General features: G+C 41.2%; 14 protein-coding genes. 4 read left to right on the top strand and 10 right to left on the bottom strand.

The window, feature by feature from the left end; translation table 11 throughout:
• The 8 genes from BCG07_RS16475 to BCG07_RS16440 all read right to left on the bottom strand — a co-directional run.
• Positions 1-126 (bottom strand): DUF3379 family protein (locus BCG07_RS16475; RefSeq protein WP_286891148.1); only part of this gene is annotated, 126 nt, incomplete at its 3' end.
• The gene (locus BCG07_RS16470; RefSeq protein ID WP_502694080.1) at positions 126-641 is read right to left on the bottom strand and encodes a sigma-70 family RNA polymerase sigma factor; all 516 of its coding nucleotides are present in this window, start codon (positions 639-641) and stop codon (positions 126-128) included. The genes BCG07_RS16470 and BCG07_RS16475, both read right to left, overlap by 1 nt.
• 102 nt (positions 642-743) lie before the next feature.
• Entirely contained in the window at positions 744-2,399 is a 1,656-nt protein-coding gene (locus BCG07_RS16465; RefSeq protein ID WP_203984248.1) for a BatD family protein, read from the bottom strand.
• Positions 2,393-4,303: a VWA domain-containing protein gene (locus BCG07_RS16460; protein ID WP_286891144.1), complete on the bottom strand. Its 1,911-nt coding sequence runs from the start codon at positions 4,301-4,303 to the stop codon at positions 2,393-2,395. Before BCG07_RS16460 ends, BCG07_RS16465 begins: the two co-directional genes overlap by 7 nt.
• Positions 4,303-5,289 (bottom strand): vWA domain-containing protein, encoded by a 987-nt coding sequence (locus BCG07_RS16455; RefSeq protein ID WP_039036625.1) that lies wholly within the window; start codon positions 5,287-5,289, stop codon positions 4,303-4,305. Before BCG07_RS16455 ends, BCG07_RS16460 begins: the two co-directional genes overlap by 1 nt.
• Positions 5,282-5,716, bottom strand: coding sequence for a DUF4381 domain-containing protein (locus BCG07_RS16450; protein ID WP_006793339.1), 435 nt, complete (start codon positions 5,714-5,716; stop codon positions 5,282-5,284). Before BCG07_RS16450 ends, BCG07_RS16455 begins: the two co-directional genes overlap by 8 nt.
• 3 nt (positions 5,717-5,719) lie before the next feature.
• Entirely contained in the window at positions 5,720-6,664 is a 945-nt protein-coding gene (locus tag BCG07_RS16445; RefSeq protein WP_008126933.1) for a DUF58 domain-containing protein, read from the bottom strand.
• A gap of 3 nt (positions 6,665-6,667) precedes the next feature.
• Positions 6,668-7,624 carry an AAA family ATPase gene (locus BCG07_RS16440; protein ID WP_058428589.1) on the bottom strand — a complete coding sequence of 319 codons (957 nt, stop codon included), beginning with the start codon at positions 7,622-7,624 and terminating at the stop codon, positions 6,668-6,670.
• Between the two features lie 306 nt (positions 7,625-7,930).
• On the opposite strand from BCG07_RS16440, the gene fadI reads away from it, so the two are divergent.
• Positions 7,931-9,241 carry an acetyl-CoA C-acyltransferase FadI gene (gene fadI, locus BCG07_RS16435; RefSeq protein ID WP_006793342.1) on the top strand — a complete coding sequence of 437 codons (1,311 nt, stop codon included), beginning with the start codon at positions 7,931-7,933 and terminating at the stop codon, positions 9,239-9,241.
• Positions 9,241-11,460 carry a fatty acid oxidation complex subunit alpha FadJ gene (gene fadJ, locus BCG07_RS16430; RefSeq protein ID WP_243533041.1) on the top strand — a complete coding sequence of 740 codons (2,220 nt, stop codon included), beginning with the start codon at positions 9,241-9,243 and terminating at the stop codon, positions 11,458-11,460. The genes fadI and fadJ overlap by 1 nt, the downstream gene beginning before the upstream one ends.
• A gap of 83 nt (positions 11,461-11,543) precedes the next feature.
• Here the strand turns inward: fadJ and BCG07_RS16425 are convergent, their stop codons facing one another.
• A complete protein-coding gene (locus tag BCG07_RS16425; RefSeq protein ID WP_006793344.1) occupies positions 11,544-11,939 on the bottom strand; it encodes an MmcQ/YjbR family DNA-binding protein in 396 nt (131 codons plus the stop codon).
• Between the two features lie 193 nt (positions 11,940-12,132).
• Here BCG07_RS16425 and efpL point away from each other — a divergent pair, with 193 nt between their 5' ends.
• Complete coding sequence (gene efpL / locus BCG07_RS16420) at positions 12,133-12,705, top strand: elongation factor P-like protein EfpL (RefSeq protein WP_006793345.1); 573 nt, start codon at positions 12,133-12,135, stop codon at positions 12,703-12,705.
• 402 nt (positions 12,706-13,107) lie between these two features.
• A complete protein-coding gene (locus tag BCG07_RS16415; protein WP_010555963.1) occupies positions 13,108-13,302 on the top strand; it encodes a hypothetical protein in 195 nt (64 codons plus the stop codon).
• Here BCG07_RS16415 and BCG07_RS16410 read toward each other — a convergent pair.
• The coding region (locus BCG07_RS16410; protein ID WP_286891140.1) for a putative bifunctional diguanylate cyclase/phosphodiesterase at positions 13,299-15,122 on the bottom strand (1,824 nt) is incomplete at its 5' end. The two genes, BCG07_RS16415 and BCG07_RS16410, sit on opposite strands and share 4 nt — an antisense overlap.

Below are 15,122 nucleotides of genomic sequence, written 5' to 3'. Positions count from 1 at the left end.
ATCAAATTCTTTCATTTCGGTAATAAAACTTTGTCGCTCAGGGTTGCTCTGGGCAAACTCCATAAGTTCATTATCTATATCGTTTGGTTGCGCAATAGTGCGGCGACGAAACTCAAGTTCATCCATTATTTTGATGCCCCTTTAAGTTGTTCATCATCACGGCTTAAAGCCTCTTTAAGTTGGTTTCTAGCACGGTATAAACGTGTCATCACCGTGTTTTTATTTAAATCGAGTATGTCGGCAATTTCCTCGCCAGTGCACCCCATTACGACCTGTAATAATAGTGGCTCTCTGTATTCGTCAGATAGCAATCCAATTTGTCGTTGAATAACGGTTTGCTCCATTTCATCATCAAGCGAATGGCTGGTTTCATCAACTAGCATATCGTTTTCTACATCACTGTAATCAAACTGTTTACGTTCAAATCGTCGTGCGTTTTCTCTGCGTAAAATAGTCAGTAACCACGGCTTTGCTGCTTTTTGATCGAGTAAAGAATCAAGTGAGCGCCAAGCGCGCAAAAATGTCTCTTGTACTAAATCATTAGCTATGTGCGGATCACGGCACAACCAGTATGCAAAGCGGTAAAGCTCTTTATTATAAACGTGAACTAAGGCTTCATAACGTTTTTGTTTCTCTGCCATATCGATTAAGACCTGATTATTTGATTTTTTATTTCCCAGCATAAGCACTTTTTTACTACTATATTTTTATTTAATGAAAAAAGACTCATACGTAACTTTATTTTAGCTATAAAGGTCTTTTAATACAGTTTGTTGCGAATTTGATGCTTGAGCTTGCTCACTCTCAAGTATTTTTATAATAGCACCAAGGTCACTGTTTTTAGCTTTATTTCCATACAATTGCGCTTGTAATTGAATTACCTCAGTACTCAACTGTGAGTTATTAATCCGTCGGCATAACTCATCAATAGCGCCGGTATCCTGTTTGGTTATTTGTACTGCGTAATTATTTAGCTCATTGTAAAAGGCCTTAACATCACCTGCTTTTTGTATGTTTAACAGCTTTTTTAAACTTGGCTGGCTGAGTGGAGTAGGTAATGGCTTCACTTTTTCAATGGTATTTATATTAGAACGGGTAAACCAATAATAAATTGCAGTGCCAATCCATAAAATATAACCCAGTAAAGCAACAGCAATAAGCCATAGTGGCGTGTAGCTGCGAGCAGTTTGCATTTGGGCTGATGTATTAGCGTCAACTTTAGTTTCATCAACGGGTGTGTTCTCAATACTTTGCTCTGTATTTACAGGGGTATTAACAACGGTGCTGCTTGGCGTTACAGTAATTTTACGCGCTGGGAGCGTGGCAAAACTAATACGGTTAATTTTAGTATTAAACCAAGGTAATTTAATTTCAGGTAAGGTGTAAGTGCCCGGTGTTTGTGGCAATAATGCATACGATGCGGTTTGTTGCGAAACAACACGCCCATTTCTTACTGCGTTGTTGTTATCTTTTTGATCAGGGTAGCTACGGATCCCATTTATTGTTGGCATTTCTATATCTGGGAGTTGCTCTTTGGTGACGCCAAGCGCTGTAAGTGTAATTGTACGAGTTATAGGTGTACCGACTTCAATGGTGTCATCACTTGGTTGCCATTCTTCACCAAGGTTTACCAGCTCACTGGGCAACCATGCTCCTTTGTAATCACTGGGAATGGGTTTAATTTCTATTTGTTGGTCTTCGCCAATTGCAGACACTTCTAACTGGCGATAATTTTGTTGCACTCGGCCCTGAAATACGGGGGCAGCAATAGTATAAGGACCACTTTTTTGGGGTTGAATCAAATACTCTCGAGTAATAACTAGGTAGCGTTTACCATCAACTAATTCGTAACTTTCTGTCTGTTTACCTAGTTGTGTTAGCTGTGCATCTTCCATGCTCGGTGTGCTTAAACTACCATCAAGTAACTCTTTAGCTAAGTATAGTTTTAGTGTGTAAACGCCTGCTTCTTGCACATAGAGTGAATTGCTAGAAAGTGATGTTTTTACAAAAATGTCGTTATTATTGTCAGCGTTTGCAGCACGTTTTGTCACGGTTAAATCAATTGGCTGCGAGCTTAATCCACTTACCGTAAATGAGGGGATAGTGTACTGCCCCTCGGTGCGGGTCATTAATTTAACGCTCCACGTAGTTTGTTTATTAATGCTACCGTTTATGATGTTAGTTCGCGTACTTAAACTTGTTGGGCCGACTACAAAATCTTTCAGCAGTACAGACGTATCGGGTTGTTCACCTTTCACGTTATCGTCTACTGATATATTGAGCATAAAAAACTCACCCGCCAAAACAGGGTTTTTATCTACGCTCGCTTGAAGTTTTGTCGCTGCGAACGAGGGGATCGCGCATAGTAGCAATAAACAGCAAAATAATCGCATTACCATGATTTTTCTACTCCTGTAGGGCGGCGTTGATATTGTCTTTTTTGGGCTTCGAGTTGCATTTTATTCCGTAGTAAAATTGCCGGGTCGTCCGGTACTTTTCTGAGTAACTGATTAAGCTGCTGGGCTTTTTCTTTTTCTTCATTTGTAAGCTCACTGGCTTGTGCTTGCATTGCCTGTTGTTGCGCTTTTTGTTTTTGCTCGTCGCTAACGGGTTGCTCACTCATTGCTTGCGATTGGGGCTGTTGCTGGTCAGACTGTTCAGCGTTTTTATTTTCGCTTTGTTCGCTTTGTGGTTGTGCTTGCATATCAGGTTTATTTTGCTCCTCTGATTGCTCACCGGTTTGCCCTTGCTGATCTTCAGAGGGTTCAGACTCTTGCTCTGATTTTTCGCTCGCATCGCTCTGCCTTTGGTTTTCACCTTTTGCCGAGTCGTTTTGCTCATTATTTTGTTGCTCTTGCCCAGATTGTTCGTTATTGGGTTGTTGGTTTTGATCGCCTTGTTGCTGGTTTTCTTGATTTTGAGATTCATCACCACTTTGTTCTTGCTGGTTCTGCTGTTCTTGTTGATTCAACAGCTGCTCAACTAAGGCTTGGTTATCTGCGGCTTGACTAAAATCACTTTGCAGCGTTTGAGCTTGCTTATAAGCGTTTATGGCCTCTTCAAGCTTGCCCGCTTTGGCAAGTGCATTGCCATAGTTATAGTAACCTGTGGCCGACTTATCTTGACCAAATGCATCTAAAGCGGCGTTATAATTGCCTTGTTTGTAAAGCGCTGCGCCTTTTAATTGGTTTGACTTCGCGTTAGCGGCTTTGTCGTATTCTTCATTTTTATAGGCGGTGAGAGCCCGTTGGTCTGTATTTTTTAATAGTGTAGGGAGCTCCAATGCATACGCGTTTTGCTGAGGTAAAAAGGTAAGCAACAAAACCGCGCCTAAGAAGGCAGAGCGCCTGAATAAATACAAACCAAATGGTAACAAGAGCAAAAGCCCGTAAATACCGGCGTCGATACGCCACAGTGCTTGGCTTTGTGTTTCATCTTTTAATAACTCACTATTAGCCATTGGCGAAAACGTATTTATGTCGCTATTACTTGGTTGATAGCGCGCAAATTTCCCGCCACTGCGCGTTGCTAAGCTTTTTAGTTGTGAAATATTTATAGTAGGGATGACAATTTGACCGTACCGGTCTTTTAAAAAACCACCTTCAGGTAACTTTATAGGCGCACCTTGCTCTGACCCTACACCATAAATGTTGAGTCTAAATGTTGTGTTATTTATAAAGCTTGTTACATCGCTTTGTTCTTCTTGTTCTATACCGTCGGTTATTAAAATAATATCGCCATCAATATAACCTGCCTGATTTAATAACTCTTTTGCCATATCTAGGCCAGCTAAAACATTGGAGCCCTTGTCGGGCATTATGTCGGGGCTTAAGCTTGGAATTAAATTGCTGAGTGTTGTGGCATCATTGGTTAGTGGCGATATGGTATACGCAGTGCCAGCATAAGCAACTAGCGCGGTGTCACCTTCTTTAAAAAGCTCAATCATATCAAGGGATTTAAAACGAGCTTGCGTTAACCTGTTTGGTAAAATGTCGGTGCTGTACATTGAATAAGACATATCCATAACGATGACACGAGCACTTTTGCTTTGAAAAACGGGCACCTGTTTTTTTTCAAAGCTTGGGCCTGCACTGAATAAAACCCCTAAACTGCAAAATACAGCTATCAGCCAAAGTGGTTGGCTGGCTTTTGTGTTGGTATCACTGATGACAAATTGGGCTAAGTGCGGTGCAATTAATTGCACGTCTGTGGTTTTTTTATGCTTAATTAACGCTACAAAAAATAGGCCAATTGCAGGTATAAGCAGCCATAAAATGGCAGGGCGAATAAATTCAAAATCCATTAGTTTGGCTCCTTTAATGCGCGCAATGTACTTAGCATCACGTTTAAGCTAATTAGTAAAATGGCAATAAGTAGCGGGTAATAAAATAATGAGCTTTGTGGGCGAAAGGTTTTTTCGTCCGCACTAATGGGCTCTAGCTTATCAAGCTCTGCGTAAATCTGTTTGAGGCCCGCTACATCCTTGGCTCTAAAGTAAAGGCCACCGGTATCGTCAGCTATATTTTTTAGTAGGCGCTCATCTAAATTACTTCCGCCTGAGCCACCCATATTAAATAGGCTAAAGCCACGTGGGTTATCAGAGCCGACACCTATGGTATAGACTTTAATGCCCTCTTCGCGGGCGAGTAATAATGCGTCGTCAGGGTTTAAGTTACCCGCGGTATTTTGACCGTCGGTTAATAGCACAACGATTCGGTTACTGTCGTCTTTACTAGCAAAACGTTTCACTGATAAGCCAAGTGCGTCGCCAATAGCTGTCGCGCGTCCAACTAAACCTATTTGTGCTTCGTTAAGCATTTTAGTTACCGTTTTTAGATCGCGCGTTAAAGGTGTTTGTAAAAACGCCGTATCGCCAAACAAAATAAGTCCAAGTCTGTCGCCAGTGCGTTGTTCTATAAAGTCGCTAAGTACAGCTTTTACCATTGTTAAGCGGTCAACATATTGACCATTGTAAGCCATATCCTGTTCGGTCATGGAGCCAGATAAATCCACCGCAAGCATGATATCTCGGCCTTCATTTGGCAACAAAATAGGCTCGTCTAACCACGTGGGGTTAGCAGCTGCGCTGACAAGTAATAACCAAAGTAGCCATTCAAATAACGATAAACGACGTGATCGAGGTTCAATACTTTGATTACTCAAGCTGTGCTGAGCAAACCCCGGAATTCGTAAGCGAGTATTGTTACTACTTGCTGCAGGCTTTAGTAATAAAAGCAGTAAAGGTAACGGAAGGAGCAAAAAAAGCCATGGCCAACTAAATTCAAACATATAGCGGCTCCTTTACTTTAAAGTTTTTGATTGCTTGTCGAAATTTTTTACTTAAATCGACATTGTTATTTTCGCTACTGTATAAGCTTAAAATTTCTTGCTCAGTAAACGTGAGTCCACTGAGTGTATTAAGCGTTTCACACCACTGCTTTGTAGGTTGTGTGGCAAGGTGCTTACCGTAATATTCAACAACTAGGCGTTTTAAAATAATATGTAAATGCTGAGGGTATTGCTCTTGTTGACTTAATGATACGGCATAACGTTTTGCTTTTTTAAACTGGTACGCTTTATAAATTGCATACACACCGGTTAAAAGTGCAATGCAAAGTAGAGCAATAATAACCCACCAAGCAGGGGCGAGTGGCCACCAATCAACTTGGTTAGGTGCTATTACATCGTGCAGGCCATCGAGTGGATTGGTTTGCATGGTTTATTTTCTCACAAGCTGCAGTTCAAGTGGTTCGGCTGCATTGAACGATATTAAATTAAGACCCGATTTAGTTAAGCGAGTAAGGCGCTTATTGAATGTATCTTCTGCATTTTTAGCAAAGCGCGCTCTAAAGGCATTATCCATTAGTGGCAAAGCAATATCTTGGCCATTTGTACTAACGCTTACAGTATTTTTATAAGCCGGTAATTGATGTTCAAATGGGTCGCTAATATGACAGCCAATAAGCTCACAATGGCGGCTAAGTATTTCAAGCTGTTTGAAGCTTGCATCGTCAAGAGAACTAAAATCTGATACCAAATACACCAAGCTACCCGGCTTTGCCAAATGATTAAGGCGCTTTAGGTTATCACTAAAGTTATTGTGGGCTTTTGCATCTATTCCCCCAAGGGCTTGCTGGTGGTTAGCACATAAATTGTGACAAAGCTTTAATACGGCTTTTTCTCGCGCGCTGGGTTTGAGCTCTAAATGAGCGTGCTGATTAAATACAATGCCGCCAATTCTGTCGCCACGCTGGCAGGCAGACCATGCAACTAAAGCACTAATGTGCGCAGCTTGCACTGACTTAAGCAGGAGCTTTGAGCCAAATAACATCGAGTTTGAAAAATCGGTAAATACAAATACAGGACGTTCTTTTTCTTCTTGAAAAAGTTTTGTATGGGTTTCGCCTGTCCGCGCTGTAACTCGCCAGTCAATTGAACGAATGTCGTCACCTTGCTGGTAATGGCGAACTTCGGCAAATTCCATACCACGGCCTTTATGTGGTGCAAGATATTGCCCTGCTAAAGTATTTTTAATTTTAACCTTAGGAGCAAGCTCAAGCAGTTGCGCTTTGGCTTTGTAATACATCAGCTCTTTTAGTGCTAAATTAACACCGTGGCTATGGCTTTGTTTCAGCCATGCCTGAGGGTCTAATTGTTTATGCATAAATTAAGGTACAGCTACCAGTTCTACAATTCGGCTAATTACTTGATCTTTTGTAATACCATCGGCTTGGGCTTCGTAGCTCAAAATAATGCGATGGCGTAGTACATTATGAACAACCGCTTGTATGTCGTCAGGGGCTACAAAGTCGCGGCCCTGTAACCATGCATGAGCACGTGCACATTTATCGAGCGCGATAGTGGCACGAGGGCTGGCGCCAAATTCAATCCAGCGGCCTAGTTGTTCATCTAATTGCGCGCCTTCTCGCGTAGCAATAATAAGTTGAACCAAATACTGCTCAAGAGGCTCGGCTAAGTACAAACCTAAAATTGCTTGGCGGGCAGCAAATAAATCGCTTTGGCTAATTTTTTGTAAAACAGCTTGTTGCTCTTTTAATGCTTCACCGCGCGTTAGGCGTAAAATGTCTAGCTCGTGCTCGGCGCCCGGATAACCAATACTTAAATGCAGTAAAAAACGGTCAAGCTGTGCTTCTGGCAGCGGGTAGGTGCCTTCTTGCTCTAGCGGATTTTGAGTGGCCATTACTAAAAATAAGTCGCTAAGTGGGTAGGTGTTTTTTCCTACCGTTACTTGGCGCTCAGCCATGGCCTCTAGTAATGCTGATTGTACTTTTGCTGGGGCACGGTTTATTTCATCAGCCAAAATAAGGTTATGAAATAAAGGGCCTTTCTCAAACACAAACTCGCTTGTTTGTTGGCGGTAAATATCGGTGCCAGTTACATCGGCCGGTAATAAATCGGGTGTAAACTGGACACGTTGAAACGAACCTTCAATCCCTTTTGCAAGCGCATTTACAGCGCGTGTCTTTGCAAGCCCTGGTGGGCCTTCAACTAATAAGTGGCCGTCAGCTAAAATAGCAATAAGTAGTGCTTGAGTAAGCTCTGGCTGGCCAATGATTTGTGTATCTAAGTACGTTTTTAATTGTGAAAATGCGTTAGCTGCCATAATAAGTGGACTGTCCTCGTCAGCTGGGTTAGTACCTAAATGGGTTAGGTTGCAAATACTGACCTATTTATAAGGTTTATAATAGGGTAACTCAAGAGTTAGACTGTATTTTTTAAAATAGTTCGTTATTTTTTAACGGTTTTTAGCGTACCACAAATCTTTGTAAATGCGTTTAAAAAAGCCTATTGTGTGATATGTAAACATGACTACTTTGTATAAATTTCAGTTTATCTATTGGCTTTAGCACACGGGTTGTTTAGAATCGAGGAAAACAAACAGGTCAGACCTGTCAGCGGGAGAGCATAAATGTCTGAGCAAAACATACTAAAAACACCAAAGGGTGATCGTATTGCCATTGTAAGTGGCCTTCGTACACCGTTTGCAAAACAAGCAACAGCATTCCACCACGTACCAGCACTTGATATGGGTAAATTAGTGGTTAACGAAATGCTTGAGCGATTAAATTTCGATAAGTCAGAAATCGATCAACTTGTATTTGGTCAAGTAGTACAAATGCCAGAAGCGCCAAATATTGCGCGTGAAATTGTACTTGGTACAGGCATGCCAGTTGGTGTTGATGCTTATTCTGTGTCACGTGCATGTGCTACCAGCTTTCAGGCAATTGCTAACGTGGCTGAGTCTATTATGGCGGGCTCTGTGAGTGTAGGTATTGCCGGTGGTGCCGATTCGTCGTCTGTATTACCTATTGGCGTAAGTAAAAAATTGGCCGGTAGCTTAGTTGATTTAAACAAAGCGCGTACTTTAGGGCAACGCTTACAAATTTTTTCAAAGCTGCGCTTAAAAGATTTAATGCCAGTACCGCCTGCAGTTGCAGAGTACTCAACAGGCCTTTCAATGGGTCAAACTGCTGAGCAAATGGCTAAAACACATAATATTAGCCGTGAAGACCAAGATGCATTAGCACATCGTTCACATTCACTTGCTACCCAAGCATGGGCAGATGGGAAGTTAAAAGATGAAGTTATGACGGCACATTTACCGCCATACAAAAGCTTTATTGAAGAAGATAACAATATTCGTAAAAATTCGACAGTTGAAGGTTACGCAAAGCTTAAGCCTGTGTTTGACCGTCAACATGGTTCGGTTACAGCCGCAAATGCAACACCACTTACAGATGGTGCCGCTGCGGTATTGATGATGAACGAAAGTAAAGCACGCGCGCTTGGTTACGAAATTTTAGGTTACGTACGTAGCTTTGCGTTTTCTGCAATTGGTGTGGAGCAAGACATGTTAATGGGTCCTGCGCATTCAACACCTATCGCATTAGACAGAGCTGGTATTACCCTTGCTGATTTAGATTTAATTGAAATGCATGAGGCATTTGCATCGCAAGCCCTTGCGAACATGAAGATGTTTGCTTCAGACAAGTTTGCGCAAGAAAAGCTAGGTCGTAGTAAAGCAATTGGCGAAATTAACATGGATAAGTTTAACGTGAATGGCGGCTCGCTTGCATATGGTCACCCATTTGCAGCAACAGGTGCTCGCTTAATTACACAAAGCTTAAACGAGCTTAAACGTCGTGGTGGCGGTTTAGCATTAACAACAGCATGTGCTGCTGGTGGTTTAGGTGCAGCCTTTGTATTGGAGAGCGCGTAATGACAGATTCAGTATTTAATTTAGCGGTAGACGAAAATAAAATTGCCGTTGTAACGATTGACGTGCCGGGTGAAAAAATGAATACCCTGCGTGACTCGTTTGCAGACGATTTAAAAGCCTTACTTACGCAAGCACAAGAAAATGCTGTTAAAGGCATGGTTTTTATCAGCGGTAAAAGCGATAACTTTATTGCGGGCGCTGACGTAAAAATGCTTGATAGCGTAGAAAAACGTGAAGATGCACTTGCTATTAGCGAGCTGTGTCATCAAGCTTTTTTTGATATGAAAAAACTACCATACACTACAGTAAGTGCCATTCATGGCGCTGCGCTTGGTGGTGGTTTAGAGTTTGCATTAGCGTGTGATTACCGTGTTGGTACAGATAGCGATTTAACTAAAATTGGCTTACCTGAGGTTCAACTAGGTTTATTACCTGGTGGCGGTGGTACGCAGCGTTTAACTAAAATTGTGGGTATTCAAAAGGCACTTGAATGGATGCTAACTGGTAAGCAAATTCGTCCTAAGCAGGCTAAAAAAGCGGGTGTTTTAGATGATTGCGTACCGCAAAGCGTACTTTTAAAAGTAGCAAAAGAGTTTGCTGCTAAGAAAAAGCCTCAAGCTAAAGAGCCAAAGCTCGATAAAGTAAGCAAGCTATTAGAGTCAAACCCATTTGGTCGTAACTTTATCTTTAAAAAAGCAAAAGAAAACGTACTGAAAAAAACGGGCGGCCATTACCCAGCGCCACTGGCTATTATAAAAGCAGTACGAGCGAGCGTTGAGCTTGATGAGCTTAAAGCATATAAAACCGAGGCAGAAGGGTTTGCAACGCTTGTTATGAGTGAGCAATCTAAAGCGCTTCGTGGTTTATTTTTTGCAACCACCGAAATGAAAAAAGAGTGGCGCAACGATGACGCGCCAGCAGTGACTAAAACTGCCGTGTTAGGTGGCGGGCTGATGGGCGCTGGTATTGCCCATGTAAGTGCTGTAAAAGCGAAAGTGCCTGTTCGTATTAAAGATGTCGCAGAGCAAGGCATTAGCAATGCGATGAACTACACCTACAAAATTCTTGATAAGCGCCTTAAGCGCCGCATTATGTCTAAAGCAGATATGCAGTTAACAATGAACCGTATCACCGGTACAACTGACTACAGTGGCTTTAAACACATTGATTTAGTTATTGAAGCGGTATTTGAAGACTTAGCACTTAAGCAAGGTATGGTTGCAGACGTAGAACAGCAATGCCAAGAGAATACAATTTTTGCGAGTAATACGTCATCGTTGCCTATTTCTCAGATTGCGGCAAATGCTACACGTCCTGAAAACGTAATTGGCTTGCATTATTTCTCTCCAGTAGAAAAAATGCCACTGGTTGAAATTATCCCGCACGAAGGTACGTCTCAAGAGACAATCGCACGTGTTGTTAATTTTGCCCGTAAGCAGGGTAAAACGCCAATAGTTGTTAAAGACATGGCAGGTTTTTACGTAAACCGCATACTTGCACCTTACTTAAATGAAGCGGCTAACTTAATGCTTGCTGGTGAGCCAATTGAAAAAATTGATGCAGCCCTTGTAGAGTTTGGTTTCCCAGTAGGTCCGCTTGCATTACTTGACGAAGTAGGTATTGATATTGGCTCTAAGATCGCACCTATTCTTGAAAAAGAATTGGGAGAGCGCTTTAAAGGACCTGATGCCTTTTCACGTATGATTGATTCAAAACGCCTTGGCCGTAAAACGGGTCGTGGTTTTTATGATTACGAGAAAAAAGGTAAAAAAGTTGACGAGTCAGTTTACGAGTTGCTGGGTGTAACGCCTAATTCACGTTTAAACAAAAGTGAAATTGCTCAGCGTTGTGTAGCGCAAATGCTTAATGAAGCTGCGCGTTGTTTAGATGAGGGCATTATTGCAAGCCCACGTGATGGTGATATTGGCGCTATTTTTGGTATTGGCTTCCCGCCATTCCTAGGTGGTCCATTTAGCTACATGGATAAACTCGGTACGAGCAAAGTAAGTTCGGATATGTCTACGCTTGCTAATAGCAACGCTATATTTGCACCCTGTGAGTCGTTAGTATCAATGGCTGAGTCAGGTGAAACGTTTTATGGCGAAAAGCCAACACAAAACGAAACTGTTGCTGAAGTAGTAAAGCTAGAAACATCAGAGCAAGAAGCAGACGTTGTGCCTGAAGAGCAATCAGACGTTGCTAAAGATGACACTAAATAACGTTTAGCACGTATAAAAAAACCGCATTTTAGATGCGGTTTTTTTGTGTCCTAACTAGGCTAAGTAACAGGCTTATAAGTAGCTTAATCAGCGTTTAAATGTTGCGCTATCATGTTACGGTCTTTTTCAGGCATGTTTTCCACGACTAAATTAAACGAATTATCAATCATGCGTTCAATTTCACCTTGTGGGATTGAACCGTCTAAAATAACCGTATTCCATAAACGCTTATTCATGTGGTAGCCGGGGATAACCGCGGGGAAAATATCGCGTAACGAAAGTGCCTCGTCGGGATCACACTTTAAATTAAGCCACCAAATTACTTCACCGTTTTCGTTTGTTTCACCATCGTTACCAACAGCAAGTGTGGCGAACATTTTATGATTCACTTTATAGACATCAACCTCTTGAGCAAATGGTTTTGTAACCAACACAAGCGGCTTTTTGATTAAATACTCATGTACTTTTATTTGATCCATGATCCATTCCTTGAAGTCATACTAGGTAGATACACCATAGCAGTTTTTTAATGAATTGATTATATGTATTTTAGTATAAATATAGATTTTACAAGTCAATACAAGGTATAAGCCGTTTTAGCTCACTTTATTGTTGAACAAAGTTCAGTTCGTGGTATGTTTCTGGCAATCAAAAAAATAATAGGATTTACACATGCCAAAGGCGAGTGAAGTAAAAAAAGGCACAGCTATTGAGTTTAATGGTCGTGTATTAGTAGTAAAAGATATTGTGCGCTCTGTTCCTCAAGGCCGTGCTGGTGGAAGCTTATACCGTATGCGTTTATACGATGTAGTAACCGGTGGAAAGGTTGATGAAACGTTTAAAGACAGCGATATGCTAACGCTTGCTGACTTAATTCGTCGTGAGGCTATGCTGTCGTACATAGATGGCGACGAATACGTGTTTATGGATAGCGAAGACTACACGCCGTATAACTTGAATAAAGATGCCATTAGTGAAGAAATTTTGTTTATCAATGAAGAAACCCAAGGGGTGCACGTTATTGTCATTGATGGAGCGCCAGTAGGGCTTGATTTACCTTCAAGCGTTGAGCTTGTTGTTGAAGAAACTGATCCGTCTATTAAGGGCGCTTCAGCCAGTGCTCGTTCAAAACCGGCACGCATGTCTACTGGTTTGAATATATCTGTTCCTGAGCATATTTCAACGGGCGATCGCATTCGTATCAATACGGTTGAAAACAAATTTATGGGGCGTGCTGAAAAGTAGCGCTCATCAAATTATTAATTAATTTAAAAAGCTGCGGTTTAGCTAGGGTCTGTTAATCCTTCAAGGTTAAATTTGCAGCTGTCTGTTTGGTATGTAGGTAAGGCAGAGCCTATGTAGTGTGGTTATACCCATCAACTGGCGATAACGTCGCGTTAATACTAAACAGCTGCAGCCCAAAGGGTTCTTCCTAAGGGCTATTGACTCTTTGTTACTCAGTTTTTACTTAATCTACTAGGTTACAAACCTCGCGCCGCGATTAAATAGCCGCTGATTTGAACAAAATTTAATCCCAAAGATCAACAGCCCTAAATACGCTGCCTTTTTGTTAAAGGTGTATTGCTTTAAATTTAATCGCAGAAACGCTAAACTGCGCGCCAATTTATTTAGATAAGGTATGTGGTTTTGTGGTTTGTTTTACTTAGCAGTTTGTTTATCCCGCTTATGTACTTAGACACAATACAAAAAGGAATGCCTGTAAAGCGCTGGCTTGTGCTCAGTGCGCTGCTTGGCCCCTTGGCTTGGTTTTTATTTAACGTGCATTACAGGCGAGCCTGGTTGAGATATGTCGGTGTTAATACCTGCATGTGGCGCGCTTAGCTTATAGACGCCACATTACTTTTTTTAGAGCTAATTAAGCTTGGCGTTGCTTTACTTTGTTGTTGTTTTAAAAACTCAGTAAATTCGTCTTTAGATAACGGTTTTGAGTAATAATAACCTTGTACCGTTTCGCAATTAAGCGTTTTTAAAATGTCTATTTGATGTGCTTGTTCTACGCCTTCGGCAACGACATGTAAGTCAAGGTTGTGAGCAATCGTGACGATTGAATCGACCATATTTCGGCCGCGCTCGTTTTTCATATCATCAATAAACGCTTTGTCTACTTTTAGTGTATTTAGCGGAAACTGTTTTAAATAAGCCAAAGAAGAATACCCAGTACCAAAGTCGTCCATGGCTAAATGAATACCTCGGGCGCTTAACGAGCGCATAATATTAATGGCTTCGTTAGGATCATCCATTACAGTGCCTTCAGTGATCTCTAATTCTAAAAAGTACGATGGCAAAGCATTTTTTTGCAAAATAATATCAATACGCGACGTTAAGTCGGGGAGGCTAAATTGTTTAGCAGACAAGTTAACAGCAACGCGCCCATTAAACAGCCCATCGTCCAGCCATTTTTTTACATCGCGACAGGCTTTGTTTAAAACAACTTCACCAATATCTATTATTTGACCTGTTTCTTCAGCAATAGGGATAAATACGCCCGGACTTATTATTCCTTTTTTAGGAGTAATAAAGCGGACTAACGCTTCCATGCCTGTTAACTTGCCCGTGCGTATATTCATTTTTGGCTGATAGTAGACTTCAAAGTGATCTTCTTTCAAACCAAAACGCATTAGGTTTTCAATTTGTAAGCGTTTAACTGCTTGGCGGTTCATGGTGTCGTTAAAAAACAGGTAGCTGTTACCTTTCTTTTTAGCATGATACATTGCGGTATCTGCATTTTTAAGTAGTACCTCGGGTGTGTTTCCATCTTCAGGAAACAACACAATACCGACACTTGAGGTAATAGCCAGCTCGTGCCCTGCCATTTTAAATGGGGTGGAAATAGCCGCTAAAAACTGTTTTGCAGTGCGAGTGATTACATGAAGGTCGTTCGTATTTGACATTACAAGTGCAAATTCATCGCCTCCCAAGCGATAAAATACATCGTTTTCGCGGGTGAGTTTATTTAATCGCATAGCAAGTTTTGCCAGTAAACTATCACCTAGTTGATGACCTAATGAGTCGTTTATTTTTTTAAAGTTATCTAAATCAAAAACAAGTAATGCATGGTGAGCGTCTTGCTGAACCAGTTTATGTAAGTTAGTAAAAAATAAATTACGGTTAGGCAGGCTTGTGGTGCGATCTCGATTTGATAAATTATGCAGCTGCGATTCTGCTTTTTTTCGCTCTGTTAAATCGGAATAAACAACCACGTAGTTAGTAATTTGGTTTTGCTCGTTTTTAATTTCATCAATTGATATTTCTATTGGCAGCAATACACGCTCATTATTGCGCAGTTTAATTTCTTGCTGAATATGCTCAGTTTGGCGCACTACATCGATAATGTTTTCAACGTAACTTGTATCGTATCCAGGCAAATTAAAATCTTTATTTAGGTATTGTTCGCGCATACCACCAAATAACGTTAAAAAACTGGGATTTATATCGACTAATTTAAAGTTCTTATCGTAAATTGCCAGCGCATCAGTAAACGACTCAACACATTTAGCAAACAGATTTAATCGTTCTTCGGTTGATTTTAACTGTGAAATATCGCGAACAGTGCCTGTCATTCTGAGCGGGGCTAGATTTGCATCTTTTTCGATAACCTTGCCGCGGTCAAGCACCCAATGCCACTTGCCAAATGTATCTTT

The organism is Pseudoalteromonas sp. ESRF-bin5, from assembly GCF_002632075.1.
In the GTDB taxonomy this organism is placed as follows: Bacteria; Pseudomonadota; Gammaproteobacteria; order Enterobacterales; family Alteromonadaceae; genus Pseudoalteromonas; species Pseudoalteromonas marina.
Note: the sequence above shows the minus strand (reverse complement) of the source record. Positions and strands in the feature narration are given on the sequence as shown.

Bases quoted from the DNA above. Each gene is read 5' to 3' on its own strand.
- BCG07_RS16470 (WP_502694080.1), bottom strand. From the start codon at position 641: ATGGCAGAGAAACAAAAACGTTATGAAGCCTTAGTTCACGTTTATAAT.
- BCG07_RS16465 (WP_203984248.1), bottom strand. From the start codon at position 2,399: ATGGTAATGCGATTATTTTGCTGTTTATTGCTACTATGCGCGATCCCC.
- BCG07_RS16460 (WP_286891144.1), bottom strand. From the start codon at position 4,303: ATGGATTTTGAATTTATTCGCCCTGCCATTTTATGGCTGCTTATACCT.
- BCG07_RS16455 (WP_039036625.1), bottom strand. From the start codon at position 5,289: ATGTTTGAATTTAGTTGGCCATGGCTTTTTTTGCTCCTTCCGTTACCT.
- BCG07_RS16450 (WP_006793339.1), bottom strand. From the start codon at position 5,716: ATGCAAACCAATCCACTCGATGGCCTGCACGATGTAATAGCACCTAAC.
- BCG07_RS16445 (WP_008126933.1), bottom strand. From the start codon at position 6,664: ATGCATAAACAATTAGACCCTCAGGCATGGCTGAAACAAAGCCATAGC.
- BCG07_RS16440 (WP_058428589.1), bottom strand. From the start codon at position 7,624: ATGGCAGCTAACGCATTTTCACAATTAAAAACGTACTTAGATACACAA.
- fadI (WP_006793342.1), top strand. From the start codon at position 7,931: ATGTCTGAGCAAAACATACTAAAAACACCAAAGGGTGATCGTATTGCC.
- fadJ (WP_243533041.1), top strand. From the start codon at position 9,241: ATGACAGATTCAGTATTTAATTTAGCGGTAGACGAAAATAAAATTGCC.
- BCG07_RS16425 (WP_006793344.1), bottom strand. From the start codon at position 11,939: ATGGATCAAATAAAAGTACATGAGTATTTAATCAAAAAGCCGCTTGTG.
- efpL (WP_006793345.1), top strand. From the start codon at position 12,133: ATGCCAAAGGCGAGTGAAGTAAAAAAAGGCACAGCTATTGAGTTTAAT.